This window comes from Micromonospora sp. NPDC049559 (assembly GCF_040676675.1).
Taxonomy (GTDB): domain Bacteria; phylum Actinomycetota; class Actinomycetes; order Mycobacteriales; family Micromonosporaceae; genus JBFAPK01.
This window is the reverse complement of record NZ_JBFAPK010000006.1, coordinates 208,014-234,512: the sequence shown is the minus strand read 5'-3', so window position 1 is coordinate 234,512 and position 26,499 is coordinate 208,014. Positions and strand designations below refer to the sequence as shown.

The window sequence follows — 26,499 nt, the reverse complement described above, 5'->3', positions numbered from 1 at the left end:
GGGGCCCGCCGTGCCACGCGAAGACATCAAGCCTGACGGGCTTCGCGGGGTACGGCGGGCCCCACCCCCAAAGCGCAACCACCGCGCACCGCAACAGGCGCGCGGCCCCGCGACCGGGAGAGAACTACAGGACCTTCGCGAGAAACGCCCGCGTCCGCTCGTGCTGGGGGTTGCCGATCACGTCCCGGGGCGCACCGGACTCGACCACGACCCCGCCGTCCATGAAGACGAGCGAGTCGCCCACCTCACGCGCGAACCCGATCTCGTGCGTGACGACGATCATGGTCATCCCGTCCCGGGCCAGGTCCTTCATCACGTCGAGGACCTCGCCGACCAGCTCCGGGTCCAGCGCGCTGGTGGGCTCGTCGAAGAGCATCACCTTCGGCCGCATGGCCAGCGCCCGGGCGATCGCCACCCGCTGCTGCTGACCGCCGGAGAGCTGGGACGGGTAGCTGCCCAGCTTGTCGCTCAGCCCGACCCGGGCGAGCAGCTCGGCACCCCGTTCCCGGACGGCCGCCCGCGGCTCGCGGCGGACCCGTACCGGCGCCTCGACCACGTTCTCCAGGGCGGTCATGTGCGGGAAGAGGTTGAACCGCTGGAACACCATGCCGATCGAGCGGCGCTGGGCGGCGACCTCCTTCTCCCGCAGCTCGTGCAGCTTGCCGCCGCGCTCGCGGTAGCCGACCAGCTCCCCGTCGACCCAGATCCGGCCCGCGTTGATCTTTTCGAGGTGGTTGATGCAGCGCAGGAACGTCGACTTGCCCGAGCCGGAGGGGCCGAGCACGCAGCAGACCTCGCCGGCCCGTACGGTCAGGTCGACGCCGCGCAGCACCTCCAGGTGCCCGAAGGACTTGTGCACGTTCTCCGCGTACACCATCGTCCCGGCCTCGGTGGCCGGAGCCCCGGCCTGCGCCGGAACCTTCGTCACGTTCACCGTCCGCCTCCCCCGCCGCCGCCCTGCTCGGCCGCGAGGGTCCGCAGCCGGACCCGGGCCCGCTGGGTGGTGTTGCCGTACCCCTTGCCGAAGTGCCGTTCCAGGAAGTGCTGGCCGACCAGCAGGATGCTGGTCAGGAAGAGGTACCAGAGGCAGGCGGCGACGTACATCGGGAAGATCTGGAACGTCCGCTTGCCGACCGCGTCGAGCTGGAAGAACAGCTCCATGCTCACCGGCACGTACAGCAGCAGCGAGGTGTCCTTGAGCATCGCGATGGTCTCGTTGCCGGTCGGCGGGATGATCATCCGCATGGCCTGCGGGAGCACCACCCGGCGCAGCGTCTGGCTCCGGGTCATGCCCAGTGCCCCGGCGGCCTCGGCCTGCCCGGGGTCGACCGACTGGATCCCTGCGCGGACGATCTCGGCCATGTAGGCGGCCTCGGAGAGCGCCAGCCCGATCAGGCCGGCGGTGAAGCCGGCGAGCACGTCCCGCGCGGTGAAGCCGAAGAACCGCAGCTGCAGGTCGTCGATGCCGAAGAGGCGGCCGATCCTCGTGTCGAACGGCACCCCGAACTCGATCCGGCTCCACAGGATGCCGATGTTGCCGAAGACCGCGAGCAGCACCAGCCGCGGCACCGCCCGGAAGAACCAGGTGTAGAGCCAGGAGACGGTACGCAGGATCGGGTTGGGCGAGAGCCGCATGATCGCGACCACCACGCCCAGCGTCACGCCGATCAGCATCGCGCTGACCGTGATCGCCACGGTGCCCTTGAGCAGGCCCTCGATGATCGGCGGCCGGAACATGTGGTTGACCATGAACGACCACTGGAACGCCTTGTTCGTCAACAGCACGTGCACGAACATGGCGGCGAGCACCGCGAGCACGGCGATCGTCACCCAGCGGCCGGGGTGCCGCACGGGCACGGCCTTGATCGGTTCAGGCCGCGCCCGTACGGTCGTTTCCTCTTGAGCGGTCATGTCACGGGTTGACGGCCGGATCGGTGATCGCCCCGTCGGCCACCTTCCACTTGTCCAGCACCGTCTTGTACGAGCCGTCGGTGATCAGGGCCTTGGTCGCGTCCCGTACCGCCTCGGCGAAGGCCGTCTGGTCCTTGGCCACCACGTAGCCGTACGGCGCCGCGTCGTACATCTTGTCGAGCAGGTCGAGCTGGCCGTTGGACTGGGTCACCGCGTACGCGCCGACCGGGTAGTCGGCGAGCATGGCGTCGTCCTTGCCGGAGACGACCGCGGCCGTGGCGGCGTCCTGACCGGGGAACTGGTCGACGGTGATCGCCGGCTTGCCGCCGTCGGTGCACTTCTTCGACCGGGCCGTGATGTCCTCGACCTGGACGGTGTCCTTCTGCACGGCGATCTTCTTGCCGCAGGCGTTGTCGATCGCGATGCCGCCCGGGTTGCCCGTCTTGGTCACCCACTGGGTGCCGACCTGGTAGTAGCTGACCATGTTGGCCTGGGCCTTGCGCTCGTCGTTGATGGTGAACGACGAGACCCCGACCTCGTACTTGCCCGAGTTGACGCCGGTGATGATGTCGCCGAAGTTCGCCGAGACGAACTCCGCCTTGAGGCCGAGCTTGGCCGCCACGGCGGTGAAGAGCTCCACGTCGAAGCCGATCACCGTCTTGCCGTCCGGGTCGAGGAACTCGGCCGGGGCGTACGTCGAGTCGGTGCCCACGACGATCTTGCCGTCCGACTTGATCGCGTCCGGCACCTTCGCCGCCAGCGCCGAGTCCGCCGCCGCGGTGACGGACGGGCCGGCACCCGGGGTGTCGCCGGCGGGCTCCTCCTCGCCGCACGCGGCGAGCGAGAGGCTCAGCAGCGCCGCGCCGGCAACGCCGAGCACGGCCCGCCGGCCGCTCTTATTGATGTTGAACATAAAGTGCTCCTCCCAAAACCGAGCAAGCCTCAGGTTAGGCCACGCCCAGGTAAGCCTCTTTGACGGCGGGATCGTGCAGCAGCTCGTCACCGGTACCGCTCTTGACGATCCGGCCGGTCTCCAACACGTACGCACGGTGTGCGATCTTCAGCGCCTGCTGGGCGTTCTGTTCCACCACGAGAACGGTCATACCCTGCTGGTTGATCTCCTTGATGATCGCGAAGATCTGCTGGATGAGCATCGGCGCGAGCCCCATCGACGGCTCGTCGAGGAGCAGGAGCTTCGGCTTGCTCATCAGCGCCCGGCCGACCGCGAGCATCTGCTGCTCGCCGCCGGACATGGTGCCGGCCGCCTGCCGGCGCCGCTCGGCCAGCCGCGGGAAGAGCTCGAAGATCCGGTTCAGGTCGCTGGCCACGCCCGCCCGGTCCCGGCGGGTGTACGCCCCCATCTCCAGGTTCTCCAGCACCGTCATGCCCGGGAAGATCCCCCGGCCCTCCGGCGACTGGCAGAGCCCGCGGATCACCCGCTTGTCCGGCCGGAGCCGGCTGATGTCCTGCCCGTCGAAGTGGATCGCCCCGGCGCCGATCGGACGCAGCCCGGAGATCGCCCGCATTGTGGTGGTCTTGCCGGCGCCGTTGGCCCCGATCAGGGCGACCACCTCGCCCTGATCGACCTCGAGGCTGATCTCGTGCAGCGCCTGGATCCGGTTGTAGAAGAGGCTGACGCCCCGCAACTCAAGCAGCATCGGCCGGCTCCCCCAGGTACGCCGCGATCACCTTCGGGTCCTCCCGCACCTCGGCCGGCGCGCCCTCGGCGATCTTCTTTCCGAACTCCAGCACCACGATCCGGTCGGTGACGCCCATGACCAGCCGCATGTCGTGCTCGATCAGCAGCACCGTCACCCCGTTGTCCCGGATCCGCCGGATCAGCTGGAGCAGGCTCTCCTTCTCCGCCGGGTTGAAGCCGGCCGCCGGCTCGTCGAGGCAGAGCAGCGCCGGCTCGGTGGCGAGCGCCCGGGCGATCTCCAGCCGGCGCTGCTCCCCGTACGAGAGGTTGCGCGCCAACTCGTCGCGGCGGTGCCCGACCCCGACGAAGGCCAGCAGCTCCTCCGCCTTCCGCCGGGCGGCCCGCTCCTCCAGCGTGTGCCGCGACACCCCGAAGACCCGCTGCCCGAACAGCCGCAGCTGCTGGACGACCCGGGCCGGCCCGCCCGGCGCCGTCACCTGGACCAGCTCGTGCGGCTTGACCCGGACCCGGTACAGCCGCAACAGCGCGCCGAGCACACTCGTCTTGTGCCGGGCGTCCGCGCCGACCAGCACGTTCTCCAGCGCCGTCATCTCCGGGAAGAGCCGGATGTTCTGGAACGTACGGGCGATGCCGAGCCGCGTGATCTCGTACCGCTTCTTGCCGCTGATCTTCCGGCCGGCGAACCGGATCTCGCCCTCGCTGGGCTTGTAGACCCCGGTCATGGCGTTGAAGGCGGTCGTCTTCCCGGCCCCGTTCGGGCCGATCAGACCGAGGATCTCCCCCTTGTAGAGGGTGAAGTCGACCCCGTCGAGCGCCACCACGCCACCGAACCGCAGCGTGACCTTGTCCACCTCCAGCAGCGGCTCCCGCTCCGGGCGCCGCTGCGCGGGCACGGTCTGCTCACTCACCGACCGTCACCTCCTTGGCCCGGTCCTTCAGCTCGCTGCTGCGCCGGTTGCTGGGAATCAGACCCTGCGGCCGGAACGAGGTCATCACGATCAGCGCGATCCCGAAGGCCAGCAGCCGGTAGTCGGCGAACTCCCGGAACCGCTCCGGCAGGTACGCCAGCAGCACCGCGCCGAGCGCGACACCGAGCTGGTTGCCGGCACCGCCGATCACCACCGCCGCCACCCAGAGGATCGACGTGAACAGGTCGAAGCTCTGCGAGTTGATGAAGGTCTGCTTGCTGAAGAAGAGCGCCCCGGAGAGGCCCCCGAGCGCGGCGCCGATCGCGAACGCCCAGAGCTTGTACTTGAACGTCGGCACACCCATGATCTCGGCGGCGTCCTCGTCCTCCCGGATCGCCAGCCAGGAGCGGCCGACCCGGCTGTTCTCCAGCCGCCGCACGCCGAGCATGCAGATGATCACGATGGTGAGGGCGAGCCAGTAGAAGCCGATCACGTTGGTGATGCTGAATATCTTCGTGCCGGCGTCGATCCCCGGGAACCAGCTCATCCAGCTCGGCCAGTCACCACCCGGCGACGGCACCGCGCTGATGCCCCGGTTGCCGTTGGTGATCGTGGAGTTCAGCGCGAAGACCCGGATGATCTCACCGAAGCCGAGCGTCACGATCGCCAGGTAGTCGCCGCGCAGCCGCAGCGTCGGCCAGCCCAGGATCACCCCGGAGACCATCGTGAACGCGATCGCGATCGGGACGCAGACGATCCACGGGAACTTCTGCACCACCGGCGAGTTCGGCGAACCCAGGATCGCCACCGTGTACGCACCGACCGCGTAGAACCCGATGTAGCCCAGGTCCAGCAGGCCCGCGAGCCCGATCACCACGTTGAGCCCGACCGCCACCAGCACGTAGACGGCGCAGAGGAAGAGCACGGAGTTGAAGTCGGTGTCCGGAGTGGAGATGATCGGCAGCTCCAGCCCCGGCAGCGAGTAGAGCAGGATCACGAAGGCCGCGACGACGGCGAACCGCCAGGGCTTCGGCAGGTTCGACCAGCGCGACCGCAGCCCGGTCACGGCCCGGACCCGACCCTCGTCGGCCTGGCGCACCTTACTGATGACCGCGTTCATGCCCGAGCCCTCCCCAACGACTCGCCGAGCAGCCCGTTCGGGCGGAACAGCAGGACGACCACCAGCACGATGAACGCGACCACGTCCATCCACTCGTTACCGAACAGACCGGCGCCGAGATTCTCGACCACACCCAGCAGCAGGCCGCCGAGCAGCGCGCCGCGCAGGTTGCCGATGCCGCCGAGGACCGCGGCGGTGAAGGCCTTGATCCCGATGAGGAAGCCCACCGTGTACGTGGTGGTGCCCACCTTGATGTCGTAGAGGACCGAGGCGAAGCCCGCCATGATGCCGCCGATCACGAAGATCAGCATGATCACGCGGTCCTTGTTGACCCCCATCAACGCCGCGACGTCCGGGTTCTGGGCGACGGCCCGCACGCCGCGCCCCAACCGGGTCTTGTTGATGAACAGGTCCAACAGGACCATCATCGCCAGCGCGCTGACGATGATGACGATCTGGAGGTTCGTCACGCTCGCACCGAAGAGCGAGAAGACCTCCTTCACCTTGAGCAGCACCGGTATGCCGCGCGGCTGGCGGTCGGTGAGCGCACCCATGGTCTCGAAGAGCGCCACCGAGGCGCCGATCGCGCTGATCAGGAAGATCAGGCTCGGCGCGTTGCGCTTGCGCAGCGTACGGTAGGCGACCCGCTCGACCACCAGCCCCGTGGCGCCCGAGGCGGCCCCCGCCGCCAGCATCGCCACCACGACGAGCAGCACCACGCCCAGCGCCCCCGGCGCCGGGTCGTTCACGCCGTACCCGAGCGCGGTCCAGACCACGGCCGTGGTGAACGTGCCCACCATGAAGACTTCCGAGTGGGCGAAGTTGATCAGACGAAGGACACCGTAGACCAGGGTGTAACCCAGGGCCACCAGTGCGTAGATGGCCCCCTGGGTGAGGCCTGTGACGGTCAGCGACAGGAAGTTGTCGCCGACGAAACTGAAGTTCAAGGGGAAACTCCAACGAGGCAGATATGGTTCGTGCGGCCGGGAGAATGCTCCTCCCGGCCGCACGATCCGGTACGGACTGCTGACCGACCGCTCAGGTCAGCCCTGCTCGATCTCCTTGTCCGCCACGATCTTGCCGCCCTGGACCTTGTAGGCCCAGATCTGGACCGACTTCGGGTCCAGCTCCCCGTTCGGCTGGAACTTGAAGTTCGTGGTCACGCCCTCGCCCTCGTACTTGTTGACGAAGTCGTTGAGCTTCTCGCGCGTGGTGTTGCCGGCCTTGATGCCGTTCAGCAGGATGTTCGCCGCGTCGAAGGACTCCGCGCTGTAGGTGTTCGGCGCCCGGCCGGTCGCCTTCTGGTAGTCGGCCGCGAAGGTGCCCTTGGCCTTCTCACCCGGCATGCAGGGGCAGGTGAGGATCGCGCCCTCGGCGTTCGCCGCGCCGGCGCCCGTCACCAGGACCTCCTCCTTCACGCCGTCACCGGCGATGAACTTGGCCTGGCTGCCCGACTCGCGCAGCTGCTTGAGGAACGGCGCCGCCTCCCGGACGTAGCCGCCGAAGAAGACCGCGTCCGCCTGGACGGACTTGATCTGCTGCACCACCGCGGAGAAGTCGGTCTGCTGCTCCTTGACGACGGCCGAGCCGACCACCAGCGAGCCCAGCGTGCTCTTGACCTGGTCGGAGAGGCCCTTGCCGTACTCCGACGCGTCGTCGATCACGAACGCCTTGGTCGCCTTGAACTCGTTCTTGATGTACGCCGCCGCGGCCGGGCCCTGCGAGGCGTCGTTGCCGAGCCCGCGGTGGAAGGTCTTCCAGCCGTTCGTCGCCAGCGCCGGGTTCGTCGCCGACGGGGTGATGATCACAACGCCGGCCTCGCTGAGGATCGGGTCGGCGACCTTGGACTCGCCCGAGAACGCCGGTCCGACGACACCGAGGATCTTGGTGTCCTGGATCAGCGACTGCGCCAGCGGGGGCGCCTGGTCCGGGCTGCCCGCCGAGTCCTTCTCGACCAGCGTGACCGCGCAGTCCTTGTTCTTCTCGTTGTACTGGTCAACCGCCAGCTTCGCGCCGTCCCGGATGTTGATACCCAGCTGGGCGTTGCCGCCGCTGAGCGCGCCGAAGAAAGCGATCTTGTAACCGCAGTCCCCACCGGCAGCGCTGTCGCTGCCACTGTCGGACTTGCACGCGGTGGCGCCGCCGAAGGCGAGCGCTGACATCACCACGCCGCCCACCACACGTACGAGCGTCTGCCTCAAGGCACGGACTCCCTCTCCAACCGATCGCCCAGCCCCACCCGAACCCGACAACGGCCACCCGGGCGCGACCAAACTGACGTCAAACCCAATCTGGGCCGGGACGTTATCCCACCAGCAAGGTCGTGGGATAGACCCGGGAGAGCCCGTTGACCGAACCGTTACACGGCGTGGCGACTCGGTGGACAGAGCTGTAAGACGCGGTTACCCCGCGCTCTCTCCGGCCGTCTCGGTGAGGATCCGTTCGGCCACCTCACGCATGGTCATCCGGTGGTCCATCGCCGTCCGTTGGATCCATTTGAACGCCTGCGGCTCGGTCATCCCGTACGTCGTCATGAGCGCGCCCTTGGCCCGCTCGACGATCTTGCGGATCTCCAGCCGGTCGGTCAGCCCGGCCACCTCCGCCTCCAGCGCGGAGATCTCGGAGTAGCGGGAGAGGGCGATCTCGATCGCCGGCACCAGGTCGCTCTTCTGGAAGGGCTTCACCAGGTACGCCATCGCGCCGGCGGCCCGCGCCCGCTCCACCAGGTCGCGCTGGCTGAAGGCGGTCAAGATGATCACCGGGGCGATCCGGTTGCCGGCGATCCGCTCGGCCGCCGCGAGACCATCCATGATCGGCATCTTGATGTCGAGGATGACCAGGTCCGGCTTGACCTCCTCGGCCAGCCGTACCGCCGTCTCGCCGTCGGCGGCCTCGCCGACCACGTCGTAGCCCTCCTCGACGAGCATCTCCGCCAGATCCAGGCGGATGAGCGCCTCGTCCTCGGCGATCAGCACCCGCCTGCGCTCGATCTCCGCCTGCGTCTCGGCCACGAACCCTTACCCCCACTTGTTCCTCGAACAGCACCACCCATGCTGCCGCATGAGCCTAGTCGGGTACAGTGGGCCACACCCGCCGGGTTGGCGGAGCCGGGATGGAGGAATCGGCAGACTCGGATGCCTCAAAAGCATCTGCCCGAAAGGGCGTGCGGGTTCAAGTCCCGCTCCCGGCACCTCAAATTGTCGTACAGCCGTTCGAAGCTTGAGTGGTGCACCCACCGGAGGTACGACACCAGGCCCGGCAGGAGTTCCTGAACGGGAAGTCGGTCGCCGCGATCGCCCGGCAGTTCCAGCTCCCCTATCCGACCGTGTGGCACTGGTGTCACGACCGGCCGGAACCGATCATGGTCGGGACCGTCAACCGCTGCTTCCGGTGCCGGCCCGAGGCGGTCAGCCCCGAAGATCCGGCGAGCTACAGCTATCTCCTCGGGCTCTACCTGGGCGACGGCCATCTGGTCACCAACGCCAAGGTGCCGGTACTGCGCATCTACCGCACCAGCACCTGGCCCGGACTGCTCGACGCCTGCGAGCAGGCGATGCGCGCCGTCCTCGCCAACAGCGTCCAGCGGATAGCGAATAAGGGCTGCGTCGGCGTGCAGAGCTACGGCAAGCACTGGCCATGCCTGCTGCCGCAGCACGGGCCGGGGCGCAAGCACGAGCGCCCGATCGTCCTCGCCGACTGGCAGCGGGAGATCGTCTCGGCGCACGCCGGTCACTTCGTACGCGGGCTCTTCCACTCCGACGGCTGCCGGATCGCCAACCCCGTCCGTCGCGGCAGCCGGTTCTATGTCTATCCGCGCTACCTCTTCGTGAACGAGTCCTCGGACATCCTCGGCCTGTGCCGGTGGGCGCTGGATCTGCTGGGGATCGAGTGGCGGATGAACCGACCGGACTCGCTCTCGGTCGCCCGGCGCGACGCGGTGCTCGCGCTCGACCGGCACGTCGGCCCGAAGTCCTGACCCGAGCCGCTTCGGGGCTGCCTCCGCCGCCTCCTCGCCCGGCGGGGCGGCGACAACCCCGCCCTCGGCGGCAGAGCAGACACGAGCGGGTCGAGCCGTCGGTCGAGCCGCCGCGACTCCGGTGGCCCCGCCTTTTCGGCCGTGTCCCGGCTGAGCGGACGACGGGGAGCATCAGCTCTCGACGGCGGCCCTGGGTGGTTTGAAGAGCACGAGCGCGGCGACGACGCTGACCGCGGCCAGGATGACGAGCGCGACGAAGCCCGCCTGATAGCCCTCGGTCAGCTCCTCGGGACCGGTTCCCACCGTGTTGGACACGGTCACGGCGGAGACCACCGCCACGCCCAGCGCGCCACCCAACTGGAACGCGGCGCTGTTGATGCCCGAGGCGAGGCCGGCCTCGCCCGGGTTGACGCCCGTGAGGGCGGCGATCGAGACCGCGACGAAGCCGAGGCCCAGCCCGAATCCGAAGATCAGCAGACCCCAGAAGAGGTCGCCGAGGTAGGTGCCGTCGACGGAGACCCGCGTGAGCAGCGCCATCGCGATGCCCATCAGGAGCGTCGCGACCAGCGACACGTTCCGGTACCCGAGCTTGGGCACGATGACCGCGCCGCTCTGTGAGCCGGCGACCGACATCACCGTGTAGATCACCGTGCTCAGTCCGAACGCGAGCGCCGTGTACCGGAGCACGCCCTGGGCGTACAGGGAGATGACCAGCACCGCGCCGAAGGTCACCATGCCGATCAGCAGCATCACCAGGTTGCCGCCCACCAGGTTGCGGTTGCGGAAGATCCCCAGCGGTACCAGCGGGGCCGCCGCCCGCTTCTCGATGACGACGAAGAGGGCGACGAGCACGGCCACGCCGAGCAGGAGCCCGACCGTCTGGCCGCTGGCCCAGCCGGCCGTCGGCGCCTCGACGACCGCGTAGATGAAGAGCACCATCGCCAGGGTGATGGTGATCGCGCCGCCGGCGTCGAACGTGCGTCGCTGGCCGGGGCTGATGCTCTCCCGCAGCAGCCTCGGCGCCAGGATCAGCACGAGCGCGGCGACCGGGATGTTGATGAAGAAGATCCACTCCCAGCCGAGCAGGTCGTTGACGGGCCCACCGATCAGCAAAGCGGCCATCGCCCCGCCGGCGCCGTTGGCGGCCCAAATGGCGAGCGCCCGGTTGAGCTCCTTGCCGTCCTCGAAGGTGGTCATCAGGATCGAGAGCGCGGTCGGTGCGATGATCGCCGCCGACAGGCCCTGCCCGACCCGGCCGACCAGCAGCGGCGCACCGGACCAGGCGATCCCCGCGACCAGCGAGGCGACCAGGAAGAGCGCCATGCCGATCACGAACATCCGGCGCCGGCCGAGCAGGTCGGCCGCCCGGCCGCCGAGCAGCAGCAGACCGCCGAAGGTGAGCAGGTAGGAACTCATCACCCACTGCGCGCTGGCCGGCGAGAGCCGCAGCTCCTCCTGGATCGACGGTAGCGCCAGCAGGACGATCTGCGCGTCGAGCTGCACCATGAAGAACGCCGTGCAGAGCAGCGCGAGCGCCTTCCAGCGGAGCGGATCGAGCGCGGGCCGCTCTGTCGGTGTGGTGGCGGGTGCGCTCTGGGCCACCCCTTGCTGTTCCATTCTCCTGACCTCCTGGTCACGCGGCCCGGCGAGCGCCGACCCCTGGCGATGAGTTCTCGATTCCGTTCGCGCCCGAGTTCGCGGGCGTGCCCGAGTTCGCGGGCTAGCCCGTGCCGCGGACGTGCCCGTGCCGCGGGCGACCGCCGTACGGTTCCTCGCCCCCGACGCGCGGGTCAGGCGGTACCGTCGGCCTGCCAGATCCTGCTGGCCAGGTCGGTGCCCCGCAGCACCTGGACCCGCCACGCGTCCATGCGCAGCAGGCCGTACTCCGGGTCGGTCGGGCCGCCGCGCCAGTACCGTCGCGGGTCGTAGCCGACACCCGGCGGCGACCCCTTGCGGTAGAGGTCCCACACCTCCCGCTTCACGTCGGGGTCCTCCACCCACCCGGCGACGCTGTCGACGAAGACGGCGTTCTGGCTGTGGTCCCAGTAGGAGCACGTGACGTGGGGATTGCGCGCGAGGTGGGCCACCTTCACCGGCGTCCGGTACGCGGCGAGCCACCCGACCGGCTGCCCGTCGACCACTTCCCAGATCGGTAGGAGCACCCGGGCCCGGGGGCGCCCCTTCTTGTCCACCGTGATCAGCGAGCAGTACTTGATGCCCTGGATGTACTCGAAGAACCTGTCCTCGATCACCGAGAACTTGTCGACCTTCTGCGCCATGTCGTCGTCCTGTCCGCCGGCGCGGCCACCGCGTTCACCCCGGGTGCCGGGCGCGACGACCGCGCCGCGGCCCGAAAGTGAGCGCGATGGACCGCGCGGGCCGTTGTTACTGGTGAAAAGGCCGCCCGGGCCGGACCGGACTGTCCACAGCTCCCCTTGCGTGATAGATGCCGACGGGCATTGACGGACACCGGCGGGTCAGCGATTGCGCTGCGGGCGGCCGTCCCCAGGCTCACACGACAACGCACCGTGATCAAGTACCTACAAAAAGGTAAGTGCTTACCTGGAAGTCAGCGGCAATCGGCTCACCGGAGGCCATCGGTCACAGCGGTCCCTGGGCACAGGTACCGGTTGTCGGCCGGCGATTCCGTGCGACCGGCGGAACACCGTCGGGGCCGCCGTCGCACGAATTCGCCGGCTCTATTCGACGCGCCATTCAACCGGGCGCGACTTTCCGCCCACCCGCCCAGCGTTCCGGGCGCCTGCCGGGCCGCGGCGAATTCCGGATCCGATCGCGCCGGATTGCCGGGGAGTTGCTTCTCGTAGCGTTTGCAGCGCTTTTCGCGCCGCCGGTGGCGCCGGGCGGCAGGGGGTCGGTTGAGACCCGACCGGACGAGGATGCCGTGGACCGCGGAGCCGGTGACGGTGACGGTGACGTCGTGGTACCGCTTGAGGATCTGGATCTGGATCTTGAGCGGGTCGGGGCAAGGGTCGCGCCTTTGAGCTGCGGTCGATTTGACCGCCGTGATTTTGCTACGGTGTGCGGGGGGTGACCTTGGCACGCGCCGACGCCCGGCATCCTCAAGAGCAACACGAGACTCCGATGCCGCCACAAGGACATGCTCGGCCCGCCGCGGCCCGCACCCCGCAGTCCGTACAGGTACCGACCAAAAGGTCAGCACCCACCTCCGAGTGAGGGGAATCAGATCATGAAGGTGAGACAGTACGTCTGCGGACTGGACGCCGCGGTGGACATTATCGGCGGCAAATGGAAGGTTCTGATTATCTGGACGCTCGCCCCACAGCCCCGGCGGTTCGGTGAATTGCGGCGCCTCGTCCCCGGCATCAGCGAGAAGGTGCTGATCCAGCACCTCCGGGAGATGGAGGCCAACGAGATCGTGCGGCGCCAGATGTTCGACGAGGTCCCGGCGCGGGTCGAGTACTCGCTGACCCCCCTCGGCGCCTCGCTCAACGACGCGCTGGCGCCGCTGGCCGACTGGGGTGCCACCCACATGCAGCGGACCGAGACCGCGGGCACCTGCGCGTACGCCCCGAGCGGCGAGCTGAGCCGGTCCGCGAGCTGAGCCGGCCCGCGAGCTGAGCCGGTCCGCGAGCTGGGCCGGCCCGCGCCAAGCCGCCTCCGCGCGCCGAGCCGTCCCCGCGCCGACGCCGGCCCGTCTCCCCGGCGCGACGTCGTCGCGGCGGGCGAACGGCACGCGTTCCGGTTGGTTGCCGGCACGCGTTCCGGTTGACAGCCGATCGGGCGCGAAATCTTCCCCGGGCGGCCAGCAACCGTGCGCCACAAAGACTTTCCCGCGCGCCCACGCGCGGGCAGGGCACCCCGGCGGGCCCGGCGCCAGTAGCATTCCGCCGGGAGGAACGCGATGGTCACTCGGAGAAGAATCGTTGCCACCGGCGTCGGAGTCGCGGCGGGGCTGGCTACGGCCGCGTGTAGCGGCCCGACGAAGGATCAGCCATCCAACGTCAGCTGGTCGGAGCCCGGCGCCGCGCCCGGTTCCAGCCCGACGGCGGGTGGCACGGAAATCACGATCACGCCGGCCGCCGACGCGAAGAGCGTCGCGCCACGCGAGCAGGTCGTGGTCACGGTCGCCAACGGGACGCTGAAGTCCGTGTCGGTGACCACGGGGAGCCAGCGGGTTTCCGGCAGCATGAGCGACGAGCGCACCTGGCGCTCCGCCGGCACGCTCGCCTACGGCAAGACGTACCAGGTGGCGGTGACCGCGGCGGACGCCTCGGGGGCGGTGGTCGAGAAGACGAGCCAGTTCACCACCCTGAAGCCGGCCTCGGTGGCCAAGGTGACGTTCCAGGCCAACGCGCTCACCGGCCTGAAGACCGGCGGCACGTACGGGGTGGGACAGCCGGTCATCGTCGCGTTCAGCAAGGACGTGAAGAACCGCGAGGTGGCCGAGAAGGCCATGGAGGTGAGCACCTCGCCCGCGGTCGAGGGGCGCTGGCGCTGGATCGACAAGCGCACCGCGCACTGGCGCCCGGCGAAGTACTGGGCCTCCGGTACGAAGATCAGCGTCAAGGTGGACCTCGCCGGTACCGAGCTGGGCGGCGGCGTCTACGGGTCGAGCGCGAGCACGCACTTCACCATCGGGCCCTCCCGGATCGCCATCGCGGACGCGAAGACCCACCGCATGAAGATCTACATCGACGGCAAGCTGGTCAAGGACATGCCGATCAGCATGGGCAAGGGCGGCATCGTCAAGGGCGACCGGGGCCAGGACGTCAACTACTGGACCCGCTCGGGCGTGCACGTGGTGATGACCAAGGAGCAGAGTCACCGGATGACCTCCTCCAGCTACGGCGTCACGAACCCGAACGACCCGAACTACTACGACGAGGTCATCAAGCTCTGCTGCCGGATCACCTACTCGGGCGAGTTCGTGCACATGGCCGACTGGAACATCGGCTCGCAGGGGCGGGCCAACACCTCGCACGGCTGCATCAACGTCGGCCCGGCCAACGCCCGCTGGTTCTTCGACAACTTCCAGTTGGGCGACGTGGTGGACGTACGGAACACGCCCCGCAAGATGGCCCTCACCGACGGGGTGGGCGGGGACTGGACGATTCCCTGGGAGAAGTGGTGACCGTCGCCGCCCCGTGATGACCACCGCTGCCCGGTGATGACCACCGCTGCCCGGTGATGACCACCGCTGCCCGGTGGTGATCGCCGCCACCATTCCCGTACCGGCCGCCGCCGGTCCCGCGCCACGTCGCGGGGCCGGCGGCGGCCGTTCGCGTACCGGGCCCAGCGGGCGGGTACCACCCCCGGGCCGGGCGCCGGCGGGAGGGATATCGTTGATTTGCTTAACGATTGAGGCAGTAAACGAGAGCCCGGGAAGCTGTTCCCGGTCGGATTCGGTGGGTGTGCCCTGTGATTGACGTACCGCTTTCCGTGCTCGACCTCGCACCGGTCGCCGCCGGCGCCCGCGTCGGCGAGGCCCTGCAGTACACGACGGAACTCGCCCGGCGCACGGAGGAGCTGGGCTACCGCCGGTTCTGGGTGGCCGAGCACCACAACATGCCCGCGATCGCCAGCTCCGCGCCGGCCGTGCTCATCGCCCACCTGGCGGCGCACACCTCGACCATCCGGCTCGGCTCGGGCGGCGTGATGCTGCCGAACCACGCGCCGCTGGTGGTGGCCGAGCAGTTCGGCACCCTGGAGGCGTTGCACCCGGGCCGGATCGACCTCGGCATCGGGCGCGCGCCCGGTACCGACCAGGCGACCGCGCTGGCGCTGCGCCGTACGGTCGAGGGGCTCTCGGCCGAGAACTTTCCGCAGGAGCTCGCCGACCTGATCAACTACTTCACGGGCGAGCGCCCGCACCCGATCACCGCCAGCCCGGGCCGGGGCGACAAGCCGGACGTGTGGCTGCTCGGTTCCAGCGGGTTCAGCGCGCAGCTCGCCGGTCTGCTCGGCCTGCCGTTCTCGTTCGCGCACCACTTCAGCTCGGCCAACACCCTGCCGGCGCTCGCCCTCTACCGGCAGCACTTCCGCCCGTCGCGGTGGCTGGACCGGCCGTACGCGATGGTCGCCGTCAACGCCGTCTGCGCCGAGACCGACGAGCGGGCCGAGTGGCTGGCCGGGCCGGCCGGGCTCTCTTTTCTCAAGCTGCGCAGCGGCCGTCCGGAGCCGTTGGTCTCGCCCGAGGAGGCCGCCGCCTACCCGTACACGGAGCTGGAGCGGGAGTTCGTGCTGCAGCGGCGGCACGGGCAGGCGCTCGGCTCGCCGGAGACCGTACGCGGCCAGTTGGCGGCGCTGCTGGCCAGCACCGAGGCCGACGAGCTGATGCTGACCAACATGATCTACGACAGTGCGGACCGGATCCGCTCCTACGAGCTCATCGCCGAGAAGGTCGCGGGCGGGCTGCGCCGCGAGGTGTGATCACTCGGCGTGACGCCGACCACATTCCGTAACTTCCCGAAACACGATCTTCATGGCACCGTCACCGCAGCTCGTCGTCGGGGCAGTAACGTTCTTACCGGTGGTGGTTCGACGACGCGCAGTCAGGGACGGGCTGCGCATCGTCGCGGTGTGTGCCGCACCGTGCTGGCGGGGATGGGTGCCACTCCGCCGGCACGGTGCGACTTCCGGAAACGCTCGGCGTCCCGGGGCACTACGGACCCCGGGGCGCCGAGCACACCGGAACGCTCCCGCCCCGCGCCTCAGCGCAGGTAGATCGCGGGTACCGGCGGGGTGGACATGCCGTTGCCGATGAAGAAGCTCGGGTGCGGCGGCTGGTTGTAGGCGGTGTTCTGCCAGGCCACGGCGGTCCGGTACTGCGGATCGTGCATCAGGGTGTAGATCCTGGTGCTGGTCGACGTGCCGGTGCTGTAGATCCGCAGCGCGCCGCTGTCGGCGGTACGCCAGACCACCTCCTCGCGCCAGTCGCCGAGGATGTCCGCGGAGATCGCCGGGGTGGCCTTCGTACCGTTGTTCGCCGCCACGCCGCTGCCCGTGAGCAGCCGGGTCTCGCCGCCGGTGCCGTACTTGTCGATCCGGGTCGCGTCGACCAGCTCGCGCACCGGGTCGCCGTCCCACCAGGCGAGGAAGTTGATCGAGGAGGGCTTGCGCCCGACGTTGGCCCCGGACGGCGACCGCAGCCCGTCTACCGCCGCCGACCAGGACTCCGCGCCGGGGCTGCCGGCGTAGATGTCGGCCGACACGCCCCGCCCGTTGTCCCCGCTGGCCGAGGTGGACCAGAGCACCTGTCCGGTACGGGCGTCGGCGAACCAGGAGGACGGCTTCGAGGCGTCCTCGTCGACCTTGAAGACCTCCAGTCCCGGGCGGGCCGGGTCCAGGTCGCCGACGTGCATCGCGTCGCCGTGCCCGTTGCCGGTGTTCCACAACGCCGACCCGTTGTCGTCGAGGCACATCGCCCCGAAGACGATCTCGTCGCGGCCGTCGCGGTCCACGTCGGCGATCGAGAGGTTGTGGTTGCCCTGGCCGGCGTACTGCCGCCCGGCCGAGTTGGAGTCGAACGTCCAGCGCCGGGTCAGCGCGCCGTTGCGGAAGTCCCAGGCGACGACGACGGTACGGGTGTAGTAGCCGCGGGACATGACCAGCGAGGGGCGCTGCCCGTCGAGGTAAGCGGTGGCCGCGAGGAAGCGGTCCACCCGGTTGCCGTACGAGTCGCCCCAGTCGGCCACGGTGCCGCGCGGCGGCAGGTAGTCCACGGTGGACAGTGCGGCGCCGGTCCGCCCGTCGAACATCGTGAGGTACTCGGGACCGGCGAGGACGTAGCCGCTGGAGTTGCGGTGGTCCGCCGAGGCGGAGCCGATCACCTGGCCGGTACCGGAGCGGGTTCCGTCGGCGGTCTTCATGGCCACCTCGGCCCGGCCGTCGCCGTCGTAGTCGTAGACCTGGAACTGGGTGTAGTGGGCGCCGGCCCGGATGTTGCGGCCGAGGTCGATCCGCCACAGCCGGGTACCGGTCAGCGTGTACGCGTCGACGTAGACGTTGCCGGTGTAGCCGGACTGCGAGTTGTCCTTGGCGTTGCTCGGGTCCCACTTGAGGACGATCTCGTACCGGCCGTCGCCGTCGAGGTCGCCGACCGAGGCGTCGTTGGCCGAGTACGTGTACGCCTCGCCGGTCGGGGTGGTGCCGCCCGGCGGGATCTGGAGCGACACGTCGAGGTAGCCGTTGGGGAACTGGAGCGCCGGGGCGGAGGCCGCCTGCTCGGTACCGCCCACGACCGCCCGTACCGTGTAGCCTGCCCCGGCCGCGGCGCCCGTGTCGAGGTAGTTGGTGGCGCCGGTGATCGGGCTGCTGTTCACCCTGGTGCCGCCCCGGTAGAGGTTGAACGAGACGCCGCTGGTCTCGGTGCCCAGCAGCCGCCAGGAGACCAGGTTGCCGCCGCCCGACCGTACGCTGACCAGGCCCCGGTCCAGCTCCTCGACCTGCCGGGCGCCGGCCGGTACCGTCGGCGGCGGTGAACTCGGCGGCGCCGTGGTGGGTGGTGCGGTCGTGGGTGGTGTGCTCGTGGGCGGGCCGCCGGGCGTGGTGGCGGTCGGGGCTACCCCACCGGTGCAGGTGACCCCGTTGAGCGCGAACGTGGCCGGCGCGGGGTTGCTGGTCCCGTTCCAGGTGCCGTTGAAGCCGAACTCGACGCTGCCGTTGGTGGCGATGGTGCCGTTGTGGCCGACGTTGGTGGCGGTGACCCGGTCGCCGCTGGAGCTGACCGTGGCGTTCCACGCCTGGGTCACCCGCTGTCCGGCCGAATAGGACCAGACCAGGCTCCACGAGGTGACCGGGTCGCCGAGGTTGGTGATGGCGACGCTGGCGCCGAAGCCGTCCGGCCACTGGTTGGTCACCCGGTAGTCGATCCGGCAGCCGGCCGCCGCGGCCGAGGCGAGCACGGTGCCGAGGGTCGCGCTGGCGGCGAGCGTGGCCGCCGTCGCCGCGGCGAACAGCGCCGCCCGGGAGCCGCGGTGCCGGGAGAGGCGGAACGGGGAGAGGCGGTGCGGGGAGCCGCGGAACGGGAAGGCGCCGAACGGGGACGCACGGTGCGGGGAGCCGCGCCGCCGCGAGGCGGGGGGTGGGGGTTCGGGGGATCGGGAGGTGTGCTGCTCTCGGGGTGTGCGCATCCTGGTCTCTTCCGAGGGATCGGGTGCGCGGCGGCGAGGGTCGGCCCGAGCGGGCGGGCCCGTCGCACCGCGACGCGGCGGCCGTTGCCGGCCCGGTCCGGCGGCCGCCGAGGGACGGGAAGGAGAGACTCCCGGCGCAACTCGGAGCCTAAGGCAAGGGCTTTCCTCAGGACAATCCCCGCCGCCGTCGGCTCTCGCGCGCCCCCGACCGCGACACCGTCACCGGCACCAGCACCAGCACCGGCACCAGCACCGACAGCGGCACCCGCAGCGGGAGCGGCAGCGGCACCGCCGCCGACAGCCGGAGCGGCACGGCACCCGTCACCCCTCGCGCAGCACCACGACCCCGCCGGCCGGCACGGTGACGGCGCCCTCGGCCCGTACGCCGGTGAGCAGGTCCTCTCCCGCCACCGCCGGTACCCGCCGCGGTTCGGTGTCGTGGTTGAACAGGAAGAGCCAGCTCGCCGCGCCGGACCGGCGGCGCACCGCCTCCACCCCGGGCGGCGCCCCCGGGCAGGTCGGCGCAATCCCGGCGGCCCGCGCCGCCCCGGCCAGCAACCGGCCGTACGCCTCGTCGGGCAGGCGGGTGGAGACGTACCAGGCGGTGCCCGCGCCGTACCGGTGTCGGGTCAGCGCCGGCTCACCGTCGAGCACCCCGCCGGCGTACCGGGCCACCGCCTCGGCCCCGGCCAGCCGCACCGTCTCGCTCCAGTGGCGCCCCTCGTCCCCGGTCGAGAGCCGCCGCCGCTCGCCGCTGGCCAGCGGGTGGAACTCCTCCACCCGCACGCCGAGCACGTCACGCAGCGCCCCCGGGTACCCGCCCAGGCGCACCCGGGCGTACTCGTCGGCGACGCCGCTGAGGTACGTCGCCACGAGGTGCCCGCCCGCCGCCACGTACCGGCGTACCCGCTCGGCCGTCTCGTCCGCGACCAGGTAGAGCGCGGGCAGGACGACCAGCGGGTACGCCTCCAACGGATCGTCCGGAGCGACGAAGTCGCAGCCGAACCCGGCCCGCCGGAGCACCCGGTGCGCGGCCGAGACCTCGTCGAGGTAGTCGAGCCGTCCCGACGGCAGGCCGGGCGACTGCAACGCCCACCAGCAGGCCGCGTCCCAGCCGATCGCCACCGACGCCTGTACCGCGCCGGCGTCCACCTCGGCCAGCCGGTCCAGCGCCGCGCCCAGCTCGACCGCCTCGCGGAACACCCGGCTGTCCGGCCCGGCGTGCGGCACCAGGGCGGAGTGGAAGACCTCGGCGCCGCCGCGCGGGGCACGCCACTGGAAGAACATGGCGCCACGGGAGCCGCGCGCCACGTGGGCGAGGCTGTGCCGCGCCATCCGGCCGGGCTCCTTGGTGTGCATCCGCCCGGGAGCGTAGATCAGGTTCGGCGCGCTCTCCATCAGCAGCCAGGCCGGCCCGCCGGGGCCGTCCGCGACAGCGGCGCCGTCACCCTCGCCGCCGCCGGCCCGGCCCGCACCCGCGCCCGGCTCCGAATCCGACTCCAAATCCGCGCCCGGCTCCGAATCCACACCCGGGTCCGAATCCAGCTCCGCACCCGGGTCCCGGTCCGCCGGGCGGGCGGCGCGGCGGGCCCAGGAGCGGGCGAGGTCGGCCGCGAAGGCGGTCTGTTCCTCGGCTCCCGCTCCGGCGTCGGAGGGGTAGTGGTCGATCGCCACCAGGTCCACCTCGGCCGCCCAGCGGGCGTGGTCGACCGGTACCCAGCCGCCGAGGACGTAGTTGGTGGTGACCGGTACCCCGGGGGTGGCGGTCCGCAGCAGGTCGCGCTGTTCGACGTACGCGGCGAGCAGCTCCTCCGAGCAGAACCGGCGCCAGTCCAGCGCGTGTCCGGGGTTCGGCAGGTACCGGGTGGCGCGGGGCGGGCCGATCTCGGCCCAGTCGCCGTAGCGCTGGCTCCAGAAGCTGGTGCACCACGCCTCGTTGAGCCGGTCGAGGTCGCCGTGGCGCCCGCGCAGCCAGCGCCGGAACGCCCGGGCGGCGTGGTCGCAGTGGCAGGCGGTGCCGTACTCGTTGTGCACGTGCCAGAGCGCGAGCGCCGGATGGTCCCGGTAGCGCCCGGCGAGGCGGCCGGCGATGTCACGGGCCGCGGCCCGGTACGCGGGGGCGCTGGCGCAGTAGGTGTCCCGGCTGCCGTGGGTGAGGCGTACGCCGTCGGCGGTGACCGGCAGCGCGTCCGGGTGCGCGGCGGAGAACCACGGCGGCGGGGAGGCGGTCGGGGTGGCCAGCGCCACCCGTACGCCGCCCGCGTGCAGCAGGTCGAGGACCCGGTCGAGCCAGCCGAAGTCGTACCGGTCGGGGGCGGGCTGGAGCCGGGACCAGGCGAAGACCCCGACCGTGACCAGGTTGACCCGGGCCCGGCGCATCAGCGCGACGTCCTCGGCCCAGACGTGCTCGGGCCACTGTTCGGGGTTGTAGTCGCCGCCGTAGCAGAGCCCGTCCAGCCCCCGGGGCCAGCGCATCCGGCTCAGCCCTTGACCGCGCCGGTGAGCACACCCTTGGTGAAGTGCCGCTGGACGAACGGGTAGACCAGCAGCGCCGGGACCACGGTCACCACGACCACCGCCATCTTGATGGCCAGCGAGGGCGGGTACGCGGTGATGCCCGGCAGGTTCGGCGTGCCGCCGGTGACGTGCGGGGACTGTCCGGCCAGGATGTAGCCCTGCAGCACCCGCTGGATCGGGAACTTGTCGTTGTCGTCGATGTAGAGCACCGCGTTGAAGTACGCGTTCCAGTAGCCGACCGCGTAGAAGAGGGCGACCACCGCCACCACCGCGCGGGAGAGCGGCAGCATGATCCGGGTGAGGATGCGCAGCTCCCCGGCGCCGTCGATGCGGGCGCTGTCGACCAGCTCGGCCGGCACGTTCATGAAGAACGCGCGCACCACCACCAGGTTGAAGACGTTGACGGCGCCGGGCAGGACCAGCGACCAGAGGCTGTCCTTGAGGCCGAGCCCGCTGACCACCAGGTAGCTCGGTACCAGCCCGGGGAAGATCAGGAAGGTGAGCAGGAAGAGGAAGAGCAGGGGCCGGTGCGCCACCGAGTCGCGGCGGGAGAGCCCGTACGCGGCGAGCACGGTCAGGGTCACGCTGACGGCGGTACCGGCCACGGTGACCAGCGTGCTGACCCAGACCGCCCGGGTGACCTGACCGCCCGAGAAGATCGTCACGTACGCCGAGACGTCGAGCCCGCGCGGTACGAAGACCATCCCGCCGGCCTCGTTGATGGTGCGCCGCGAGGAGAGGCTGGTGACCATGACCGACCACATCGGTACCAGCACCGCGAGCACGACCAGCGTGAGCAGCAGGCCCTTGCCGAGCCGGCCCGGTACCGTCGGCGGCTCGACCCAGGCCGGCCGGTCCTGGCGACCCCGCCGCCCGCTCCCCCGGTACCGCGTTCCCCGGTTCCCCCGCGCGAGCGTCGTCACTTCGAGTACACCCCCTGCTCGCCCAGCCGGTGGGCCGCGTGGTTGGCGACCAGGATCAGGACGAGCCCGACCGCGGCCTTGAAGAGCCCGGCCGCCGCGCCGAGTCCCCACTGCTGCGGCACGATCGCCTGGTAGTAGACGAAGGTGTCCAGCACCTCGGCGGCCTGCCGGCCGACCGCCTCCCGTTGCAGGATGAACTGCTCGAAGCCGACCGAGAGCGCGTCGCCGAGCCGCATGATCAGCAACAGCACGATGACCGGGCGCAGCCCCGGCAGCGTGATGTGCCAGAGCCGCCGCCAGCGGCCGGCGCCGTCGGCGGCGGCGGCCTCGTAGAGGTGCGGGTCGATCGCGGAGAGCGCGGCGAGGAAGACGATGGCGGCCCAGCCGGCGTCCTTCCAGACCGTCTCGGCGGTGACCAGCACGATGAACGTGTCCGGGTTGGTCATGATGTCCCACGGCTCCCGGCCGGCCTGGCGCAGCTGCTGGGCCAGCAGCCCGGCGCCGCCGAGCATCTGCACGAAGAACGTCACCACCAGCACCCAGGAGAAGAAGTGCGGCAGGTAGACCACGCTCTGCACGAACGTACGCACCCGGGGCGAGACCACGCTGTTGAGCAGGATCGCCAGCCCGATCGGGAGCGGGAAGAAGAAGACCAGCTGGAAGCCGGTGATGGCCAGGGTGTTGCGTACCGCGTCCCAGAAGGCGGGGTCGGAGAAGAGCACCTCGAAGTTGCCGAACCCGATCCACTCGCTCTGCAGGAAGGCGTCGAGCGGGCCGTCGCCGACGAAGGGGTTGTAGTCCTGGAAGGCGATCACGTTGCCCAGCGCGGGCAGGTAGTGGAAGACCAGCAGCAGCAGCGCGGCGGGCGCGGTCATCAGCAGCAGCGGCCAGTCCCGGCGCAGCCGGGCCCGCAGCGGCCGGCGCCGCCCGGGTACCGCCGGCGCGACCGGCTCCCCCGGCGCCGCTGCCCCGGGCTCGGCGGGTCGCGGCGCCGCCCCGACGGCCCTGGTCGGGGCGCTCATCGGCCGTTGTCGGCCAGGGCCTTCTCCAGGAAGGCCCGCCCCTCGTCCCCGCCGCCGGAGCGGAACTCGCGGACCACCTGGTCCAGGTCGCCCAGCGGCCGGCGGCCCCGGAGGATGTCGGCGATCTTGTCTTCGCTCGGGGTCAGCACCTTCGAGTAGTTCGCCGGCAGCTCCAGCTTGATCCCGGCGAAGAGGTCCTCCTCCATCAGCCCGATCGTGGCGCGGTGGTAGTCGATGTAGTCCTTGACGTAGTTCGGGGTGTCGCCGCTGCGCACCTTCACCGGTACCCGGCCGCCGAGGTAGTCGTACTGGTCGGCGATCTCGGTACGGCCCAGGTCGGTGGGGACGGGGCTGCCGTCGGCCGCGCGGGTGAAGTGCCGGCCCTCGACGCCGTACTCGCGCAGCTCGTACTCCTTGCTGCCGAACGGGGCGGCGCACCAGTCGAGCACCCGCAGGATCTCCTCGGTGCGCTGCCGGCCCAGCCCCTTCTTGACGAAGGTGAAGAAGATCGGCTTCTCGCTGCCCCAGACGACCGGTTTGGCGCCCCCGGCGGCGAAGACCGGCAGCGGCTGCATCTCGAAGCCCGGGGTCACCTTCGCCTGCTCGCCCTGCATCCCCTGCCAGGCGCCGAGGCCGTCCTTGTACATGGCGATCCGGCCGCCGCTGAACAGCTGCTTCTCGTCGGCGCCCTTGCTGGCCACGGTCTCCGGGTGCACCAGCCCCTCGGCGAAGAGCCGCGCGGTGAACTCCAGCGCCGCCCGGTACTCGGCGGTCTCGTACTTGTGCTCCAGCCCGCCGCCGGCCTTGCGGCGCCAGCCGTTCTGCACCCCGGGGCAGCCGAAGTACTGCTGCACCATGTCGAAGACCGACCCGAAGGCCCAGACGCCCCGGCTCGTGTCGGTCATCTTGCGGCCGAACTGGTACAGCTCGTCGATGGTCTTCGGCGGCGCGACGCCGGCCGCGTCGACGAGGTCCTTGCGGTAGAACATGGCCAGGGCGAACGGCCCGTCGGTCGGGAACGGTACGGCGTAGAGCCGGCCGCCCCAGACCGAGTACTCCCACGCGCCGGTGGGCAGCGAGGCGAGGTTCGGGTACGCCCGCACCGCGTCGCCCTTGAGGTGGTCGGTGAGGTCCTCGAAGAGCGCCCGTACCGCGTCCGAGAAGCGGGACAGCTTGTCGATCTCCCAGTTCGGGGCGACCAGCAGGTCTGGCACGTCGCGGGCGCCGAGCACCGCGCCGAGCTTGTCCGCGTACGTGGCGCCGTCCTGCAGGCTCGGCTCGACCTCGACCCCCAGCTGCCCGTTCACCGTCGCCAGGTACGAGTTGTTGCCCCGCCCCGGCGGGATCGGGCCCCACCAGGGGGAGATGGTCCGGATCGGCGGCCCGCCGCTGCCCGGCCGGTTGGTCACGGCGGTGGCGAGCTGGCGCGGGTAGGTCAGGTAGCCGTGCGGGATGGGTCCCTCGCCCGGCAGGTCCGGCGCGACCAGTTGACGCGGCTGGTAGCTCGGGAGCACGCCCTTGACCGCGTCGGCCTTGGTGGCGACGCCCTTGCTGCCCGGCTGCCGGCTGCAACCGGCGAGCAGGCCGCCTCCGGCGGTCGCGGCGGCGCCGAGGGCGAACAGGCGCAGCACGGCCCGCCGGTCGGCGCCCACTCCCAGTCCGGCTCCGGCTCCGGCTCCGGCTCCGGCTCCGGCTCCGGCTCCGGCTCCGGCTCCGGCTCCGGCTCCGGCTCCGGCGAGGCTCGGGTCCACGGCGTGCTCCCTTCAACAAGTCGACGGGTGTGCGGAACGGGGTGCACGAGTAGAGTTAGTTCGTCTGGTAGCTAAACAAACTAATCGACGGTGACCGGTGCCACAAGGGACACCGGGGGCCGCGGAGGCGGGCGCGCAGGCGGCGGGGCGCGGCGACGGCCGGAGCGGGTACGGCATGATGGACCGCACCACCGCGACCCCGGCCGGCCCCGGTCGCAACACCAGCACGCGGGGAGCGGAACTGACCTTGATCTCGACGCAGACCGGTACCCAGCCGGCCGACCTCGGCGACGTACGCACCACGAACCTCGCGGTCGTGCTGCGCCACGTACGCGCCAACGCCCCCTGTTCGCGCGCGGACATCGCCGCCGCGACCGGCCTCAACAAGGCCACCGTCTCCAGCCTGGTCGCCGACCTGATCGACCGCCGCCTGGTACGCGAGACCGGGCTCACCGAGAACCGCATCGGCCGACCCGCCACCAACCTGGTCATCGACGGCGAGCCGTACGCGGCGCTCGGCATCGAGGTCAGCGCCGACCAGCTCACCGCGGTCGCCGTCGACCTCGGCGGCACCCGGCTGCTCTCCTGGCGCCGCGCCTTCGACGCCCAGGCCGCCACGGCCGACGAGGCGGTCGCCGCGATCGCCACCCTGGCCGGGCGCGCCACCGGCCGGGTCCGTGCCCTGGACCGCGGCCTGCTCGGACTCACCGTGGCGGTGCCCGGACTCGTCGACGACGCCGGCGTGGTCCGCCTCGCCACCGGCCTCGGCTGGCACGACCTGCCGCTCGCGGCGAGGCTGCGCGCCGCGCTGCGCGACCCCGGGTACGACCTCACGGTCGAGAACGACGCCAACCTCGCGGCGCTGGCCGAGCACCGGGAGGGCCGGTACGCCGGCACGGCCAACCTCGTGCACCTCACCGGCGGGGCCGGCATCGGCGCCGGGGTGGTCGCGGACCACCGGCTGCTGCGCGGCGGGCGCGGGTTCGCCGGCGAGATCGGGCACGTGCGGCTCGACCCGGCCGGCCCCGCCTGCGCGTGCGGCCGGCGCGGCTGCCTGGAGGCGCTGGCCGGGATTCCGGCGCTGATCCGCCTGGCCCTGCCCGACGCGGCCGACGAGGGACCGGTCGGCGACTTCGCCCCCGAGATCGAACGGATCCGCGCCCGGGCCCGGCAGGGCGAACCGTCCACACTCGACGCGCTGACCGCCACCGGCCGGTACCTCGGTCACGCGGTGTCGCTGCTGGCCAGCCTCCTCAACCCCGAGGTCGTACTGCTCGGCGGCTACTACGCGATCCTGGCCGAGTGGCTGCTGCCGTCCGCCACCGCCGAGCTGGTCGCCCGTACGGCCGCGCCCGATGCCGGGGGCTGCCAGCTCGCGGCCGGCACGCTCGGACCGGGCGCCGCGGCCACCGGCGCGGCCGCCACCACCCTCGCCCACGTCGACGCCGGCCGCCTCCCCCACCTCCGCACCGCCGGCTAGACCTCGGTCAAGGGCGGCCGGGGCCGGGAGGGACGGACGGCGGACCGCGCCACGGTGACGGGTGGGGCGCGCCGTGCCCCGCGAAGACATCAAGCCTGACGGGATTCGCGGGGTACGG

Annotated in this window: 23 protein-coding genes and 1 tRNA gene; 6 read left to right on the top strand and 18 right to left on the bottom strand. The window is 71.0% G+C overall.

What is annotated here, in order from left to right; all coding sequences use genetic code 11:
• Window positions 1–124: 124 nt before the first annotated feature.
• The 9 genes from AB0J86_RS11005 to AB0J86_RS10965 all read right to left on the bottom strand — a co-directional run bounded on the left by AB0J86_RS11005 (window position 125) and on the right by AB0J86_RS10965 (window position 8,610).
• On the bottom strand, window positions 125–877 hold the full coding sequence (locus tag AB0J86_RS11005) for an amino acid ABC transporter ATP-binding protein (RefSeq protein WP_363855810.1): 753 nt from the start codon (window positions 875–877) through the stop codon (window positions 125–127).
• A 53-nt stretch (window positions 878–930) separates the two neighbouring features.
• Window positions 931–1,911 carry an amino acid ABC transporter permease gene (locus AB0J86_RS11000; protein WP_363855788.1) on the bottom strand — a complete coding sequence of 327 codons (981 nt, stop codon included), beginning with the start codon at window positions 1,909–1,911 and terminating at the stop codon, window positions 931–933.
• A gap of 1 nt (window position 1,912) precedes the next feature.
• Window positions 1,913–2,824 carry an ABC transporter substrate-binding protein gene (locus tag AB0J86_RS10995; RefSeq protein ID WP_363855786.1) on the bottom strand — a complete coding sequence of 304 codons (912 nt, stop codon included), beginning with the start codon at window positions 2,822–2,824 and terminating at the stop codon, window positions 1,913–1,915.
• A 34-nt stretch (window positions 2,825–2,858) separates the two neighbouring features.
• Entirely contained in the window at window positions 2,859–3,569 is a 711-nt protein-coding gene (locus AB0J86_RS10990; protein ID WP_363855784.1) for an ABC transporter ATP-binding protein, read from the bottom strand.
• Window positions 3,559–4,479 (bottom strand): ABC transporter ATP-binding protein, encoded by a 921-nt coding sequence (locus AB0J86_RS10985; protein WP_363855782.1) that lies wholly within the window; start codon window positions 4,477–4,479, stop codon window positions 3,559–3,561. The genes AB0J86_RS10990 and AB0J86_RS10985 overlap by 11 nt, the downstream gene beginning before the upstream one ends.
• Window positions 4,472–5,536 carry a branched-chain amino acid ABC transporter permease gene (locus AB0J86_RS10980; RefSeq protein WP_363855808.1) on the bottom strand — a complete coding sequence of 355 codons (1,065 nt, stop codon included), beginning with the start codon at window positions 5,534–5,536 and terminating at the stop codon, window positions 4,472–4,474. Before AB0J86_RS10980 ends, AB0J86_RS10985 begins: the two co-directional genes overlap by 8 nt.
• A 59-nt stretch (window positions 5,537–5,595) precedes the next feature.
• On the bottom strand, window positions 5,596–6,546 hold the full coding sequence (locus AB0J86_RS10975; RefSeq protein WP_363855780.1) for a branched-chain amino acid ABC transporter permease: 951 nt from the start codon (window positions 6,544–6,546) through the stop codon (window positions 5,596–5,598).
• Between the two features lie 96 nt (window positions 6,547–6,642).
• The gene (locus AB0J86_RS10970; protein WP_363855778.1) at window positions 6,643–7,800 is read right to left on the bottom strand and encodes a branched-chain amino acid ABC transporter substrate-binding protein; all 1,158 of its coding nucleotides are present in this window, start codon (window positions 7,798–7,800) and stop codon (window positions 6,643–6,645) included.
• A gap of 201 nt (window positions 7,801–8,001) precedes the next feature.
• A complete protein-coding gene (locus AB0J86_RS10965) occupies window positions 8,002–8,610 on the bottom strand; it encodes a response regulator (RefSeq protein WP_363855776.1) in 609 nt (202 codons plus the stop codon).
• A 95-nt stretch (window positions 8,611–8,705) separates the two neighbouring features.
• On the opposite strand from AB0J86_RS10965, the gene AB0J86_RS10960 reads away from it, so the two are divergent.
• Window positions 8,706–8,789, top strand: a tRNA-Leu gene (locus AB0J86_RS10960).
• Between the two features lie 36 nt (window positions 8,790–8,825).
• Window positions 8,826–9,575: a transcriptional regulator gene (locus AB0J86_RS10955; protein WP_363855774.1), complete on the top strand. Its 750-nt coding sequence runs from the start codon at window positions 8,826–8,828 to the stop codon at window positions 9,573–9,575.
• Between the two features lie 171 nt (window positions 9,576–9,746).
• Here AB0J86_RS10955 and AB0J86_RS10950 read toward each other — a convergent pair whose 3' ends face one another.
• Both AB0J86_RS10950 and AB0J86_RS10945 read right to left on the bottom strand, forming a co-directional pair.
• On the bottom strand, window positions 9,747–11,192 hold the full coding sequence (locus tag AB0J86_RS10950; protein WP_363855772.1) for an MFS transporter: 1,446 nt from the start codon (window positions 11,190–11,192) through the stop codon (window positions 9,747–9,749).
• 173 nt (window positions 11,193–11,365) lie between these two features.
• A complete protein-coding gene (locus tag AB0J86_RS10945; protein ID WP_363855770.1) occupies window positions 11,366–11,854 on the bottom strand; it encodes a pyridoxamine 5'-phosphate oxidase family protein in 489 nt (162 codons plus the stop codon).
• Window positions 11,855–12,783: 929 nt separating this feature from the next.
• Here AB0J86_RS10945 and AB0J86_RS10940 point away from each other — a divergent pair.
• Window positions 12,784–13,158, top strand: a complete 375-nt coding sequence (locus AB0J86_RS10940) for a helix-turn-helix domain-containing protein (protein ID WP_363855768.1) — start codon at window positions 12,784–12,786, stop codon at window positions 13,156–13,158.
• 386 nt (window positions 13,159–13,544) lie between these two features.
• On the opposite strand, the gene AB0J86_RS10935 is transcribed toward AB0J86_RS10940, so the two are convergent.
• Window positions 13,545–13,760, bottom strand: a complete 216-nt coding sequence (locus AB0J86_RS10935) for a hypothetical protein (RefSeq protein ID WP_363855813.1) — start codon at window positions 13,758–13,760, stop codon at window positions 13,545–13,547.
• On the opposite strand from AB0J86_RS10935, the gene AB0J86_RS10930 reads away from it, so the two are divergent.
• Together AB0J86_RS10930 and AB0J86_RS10925 are read left to right on the top strand one after the other, a co-directional pair.
• Window positions 13,672–14,688, top strand: a complete 1,017-nt coding sequence (locus AB0J86_RS10930) for an Ig-like domain-containing protein (protein WP_363855766.1) — start codon at window positions 13,672–13,674, stop codon at window positions 14,686–14,688. The two genes, AB0J86_RS10935 and AB0J86_RS10930, sit on opposite strands and share 89 nt — an antisense overlap.
• A 287-nt stretch (window positions 14,689–14,975) precedes the next feature.
• Window positions 14,976–15,986, top strand: coding sequence for an LLM class flavin-dependent oxidoreductase (locus AB0J86_RS10925; RefSeq protein WP_363855764.1), 1,011 nt, complete (start codon window positions 14,976–14,978; stop codon window positions 15,984–15,986).
• A gap of 281 nt (window positions 15,987–16,267) precedes the next feature.
• Here AB0J86_RS10925 and AB0J86_RS10920 read toward each other — a convergent pair whose 3' ends face one another.
• The 6 genes from AB0J86_RS10920 to AB0J86_RS10895 all read right to left on the bottom strand — a co-directional run bounded on the left by AB0J86_RS10920 (window position 16,268) and on the right by AB0J86_RS10895 (window position 24,802).
• Window positions 16,268–18,688, bottom strand: coding sequence for a cellulose binding domain-containing protein (locus AB0J86_RS10920; RefSeq protein WP_363855762.1), 2,421 nt, complete (start codon window positions 18,686–18,688; stop codon window positions 16,268–16,270).
• A gap of 166 nt (window positions 18,689–18,854) precedes the next feature.
• Window positions 18,855–19,001: a hypothetical protein gene (locus AB0J86_RS10915; RefSeq protein ID WP_363855760.1), complete on the bottom strand. Its 147-nt coding sequence runs from the start codon at window positions 18,999–19,001 to the stop codon at window positions 18,855–18,857.
• Window positions 19,002–19,009: 8 nt separating this feature from the next.
• The gene (locus AB0J86_RS10910) at window positions 19,010–21,163 is read right to left on the bottom strand and encodes a beta-galactosidase (RefSeq protein WP_363855758.1); all 2,154 of its coding nucleotides are present in this window, start codon (window positions 21,161–21,163) and stop codon (window positions 19,010–19,012) included.
• Window positions 21,164–21,168: 5 nt separating this feature from the next.
• Window positions 21,169–22,128: a carbohydrate ABC transporter permease gene (locus tag AB0J86_RS10905; protein ID WP_363855756.1), complete on the bottom strand. Its 960-nt coding sequence runs from the start codon at window positions 22,126–22,128 to the stop codon at window positions 21,169–21,171.
• Window positions 22,125–23,150, bottom strand: a complete 1,026-nt coding sequence (locus tag AB0J86_RS10900) for an ABC transporter permease subunit (RefSeq protein ID WP_363855754.1) — start codon at window positions 23,148–23,150, stop codon at window positions 22,125–22,127. Before AB0J86_RS10900 ends, AB0J86_RS10905 begins: the two co-directional genes overlap by 4 nt.
• The gene (locus tag AB0J86_RS10895; RefSeq protein WP_363855752.1) at window positions 23,147–24,802 is read right to left on the bottom strand and encodes an extracellular solute-binding protein; all 1,656 of its coding nucleotides are present in this window, start codon (window positions 24,800–24,802) and stop codon (window positions 23,147–23,149) included. Before AB0J86_RS10895 ends, AB0J86_RS10900 begins: the two co-directional genes overlap by 4 nt.
• Window positions 24,803–24,998: 196 nt before the next feature.
• Between AB0J86_RS10895 and AB0J86_RS10890 the strand changes: the two genes are divergently transcribed.
• Window positions 24,999–26,381 carry an ROK family transcriptional regulator gene (locus AB0J86_RS10890; RefSeq protein ID WP_363855750.1) on the top strand — a complete coding sequence of 461 codons (1,383 nt, stop codon included), beginning with the start codon at window positions 24,999–25,001 and terminating at the stop codon, window positions 26,379–26,381.
• The last annotated feature ends 118 nt before the right edge of the window (window positions 26,382–26,499 follow it).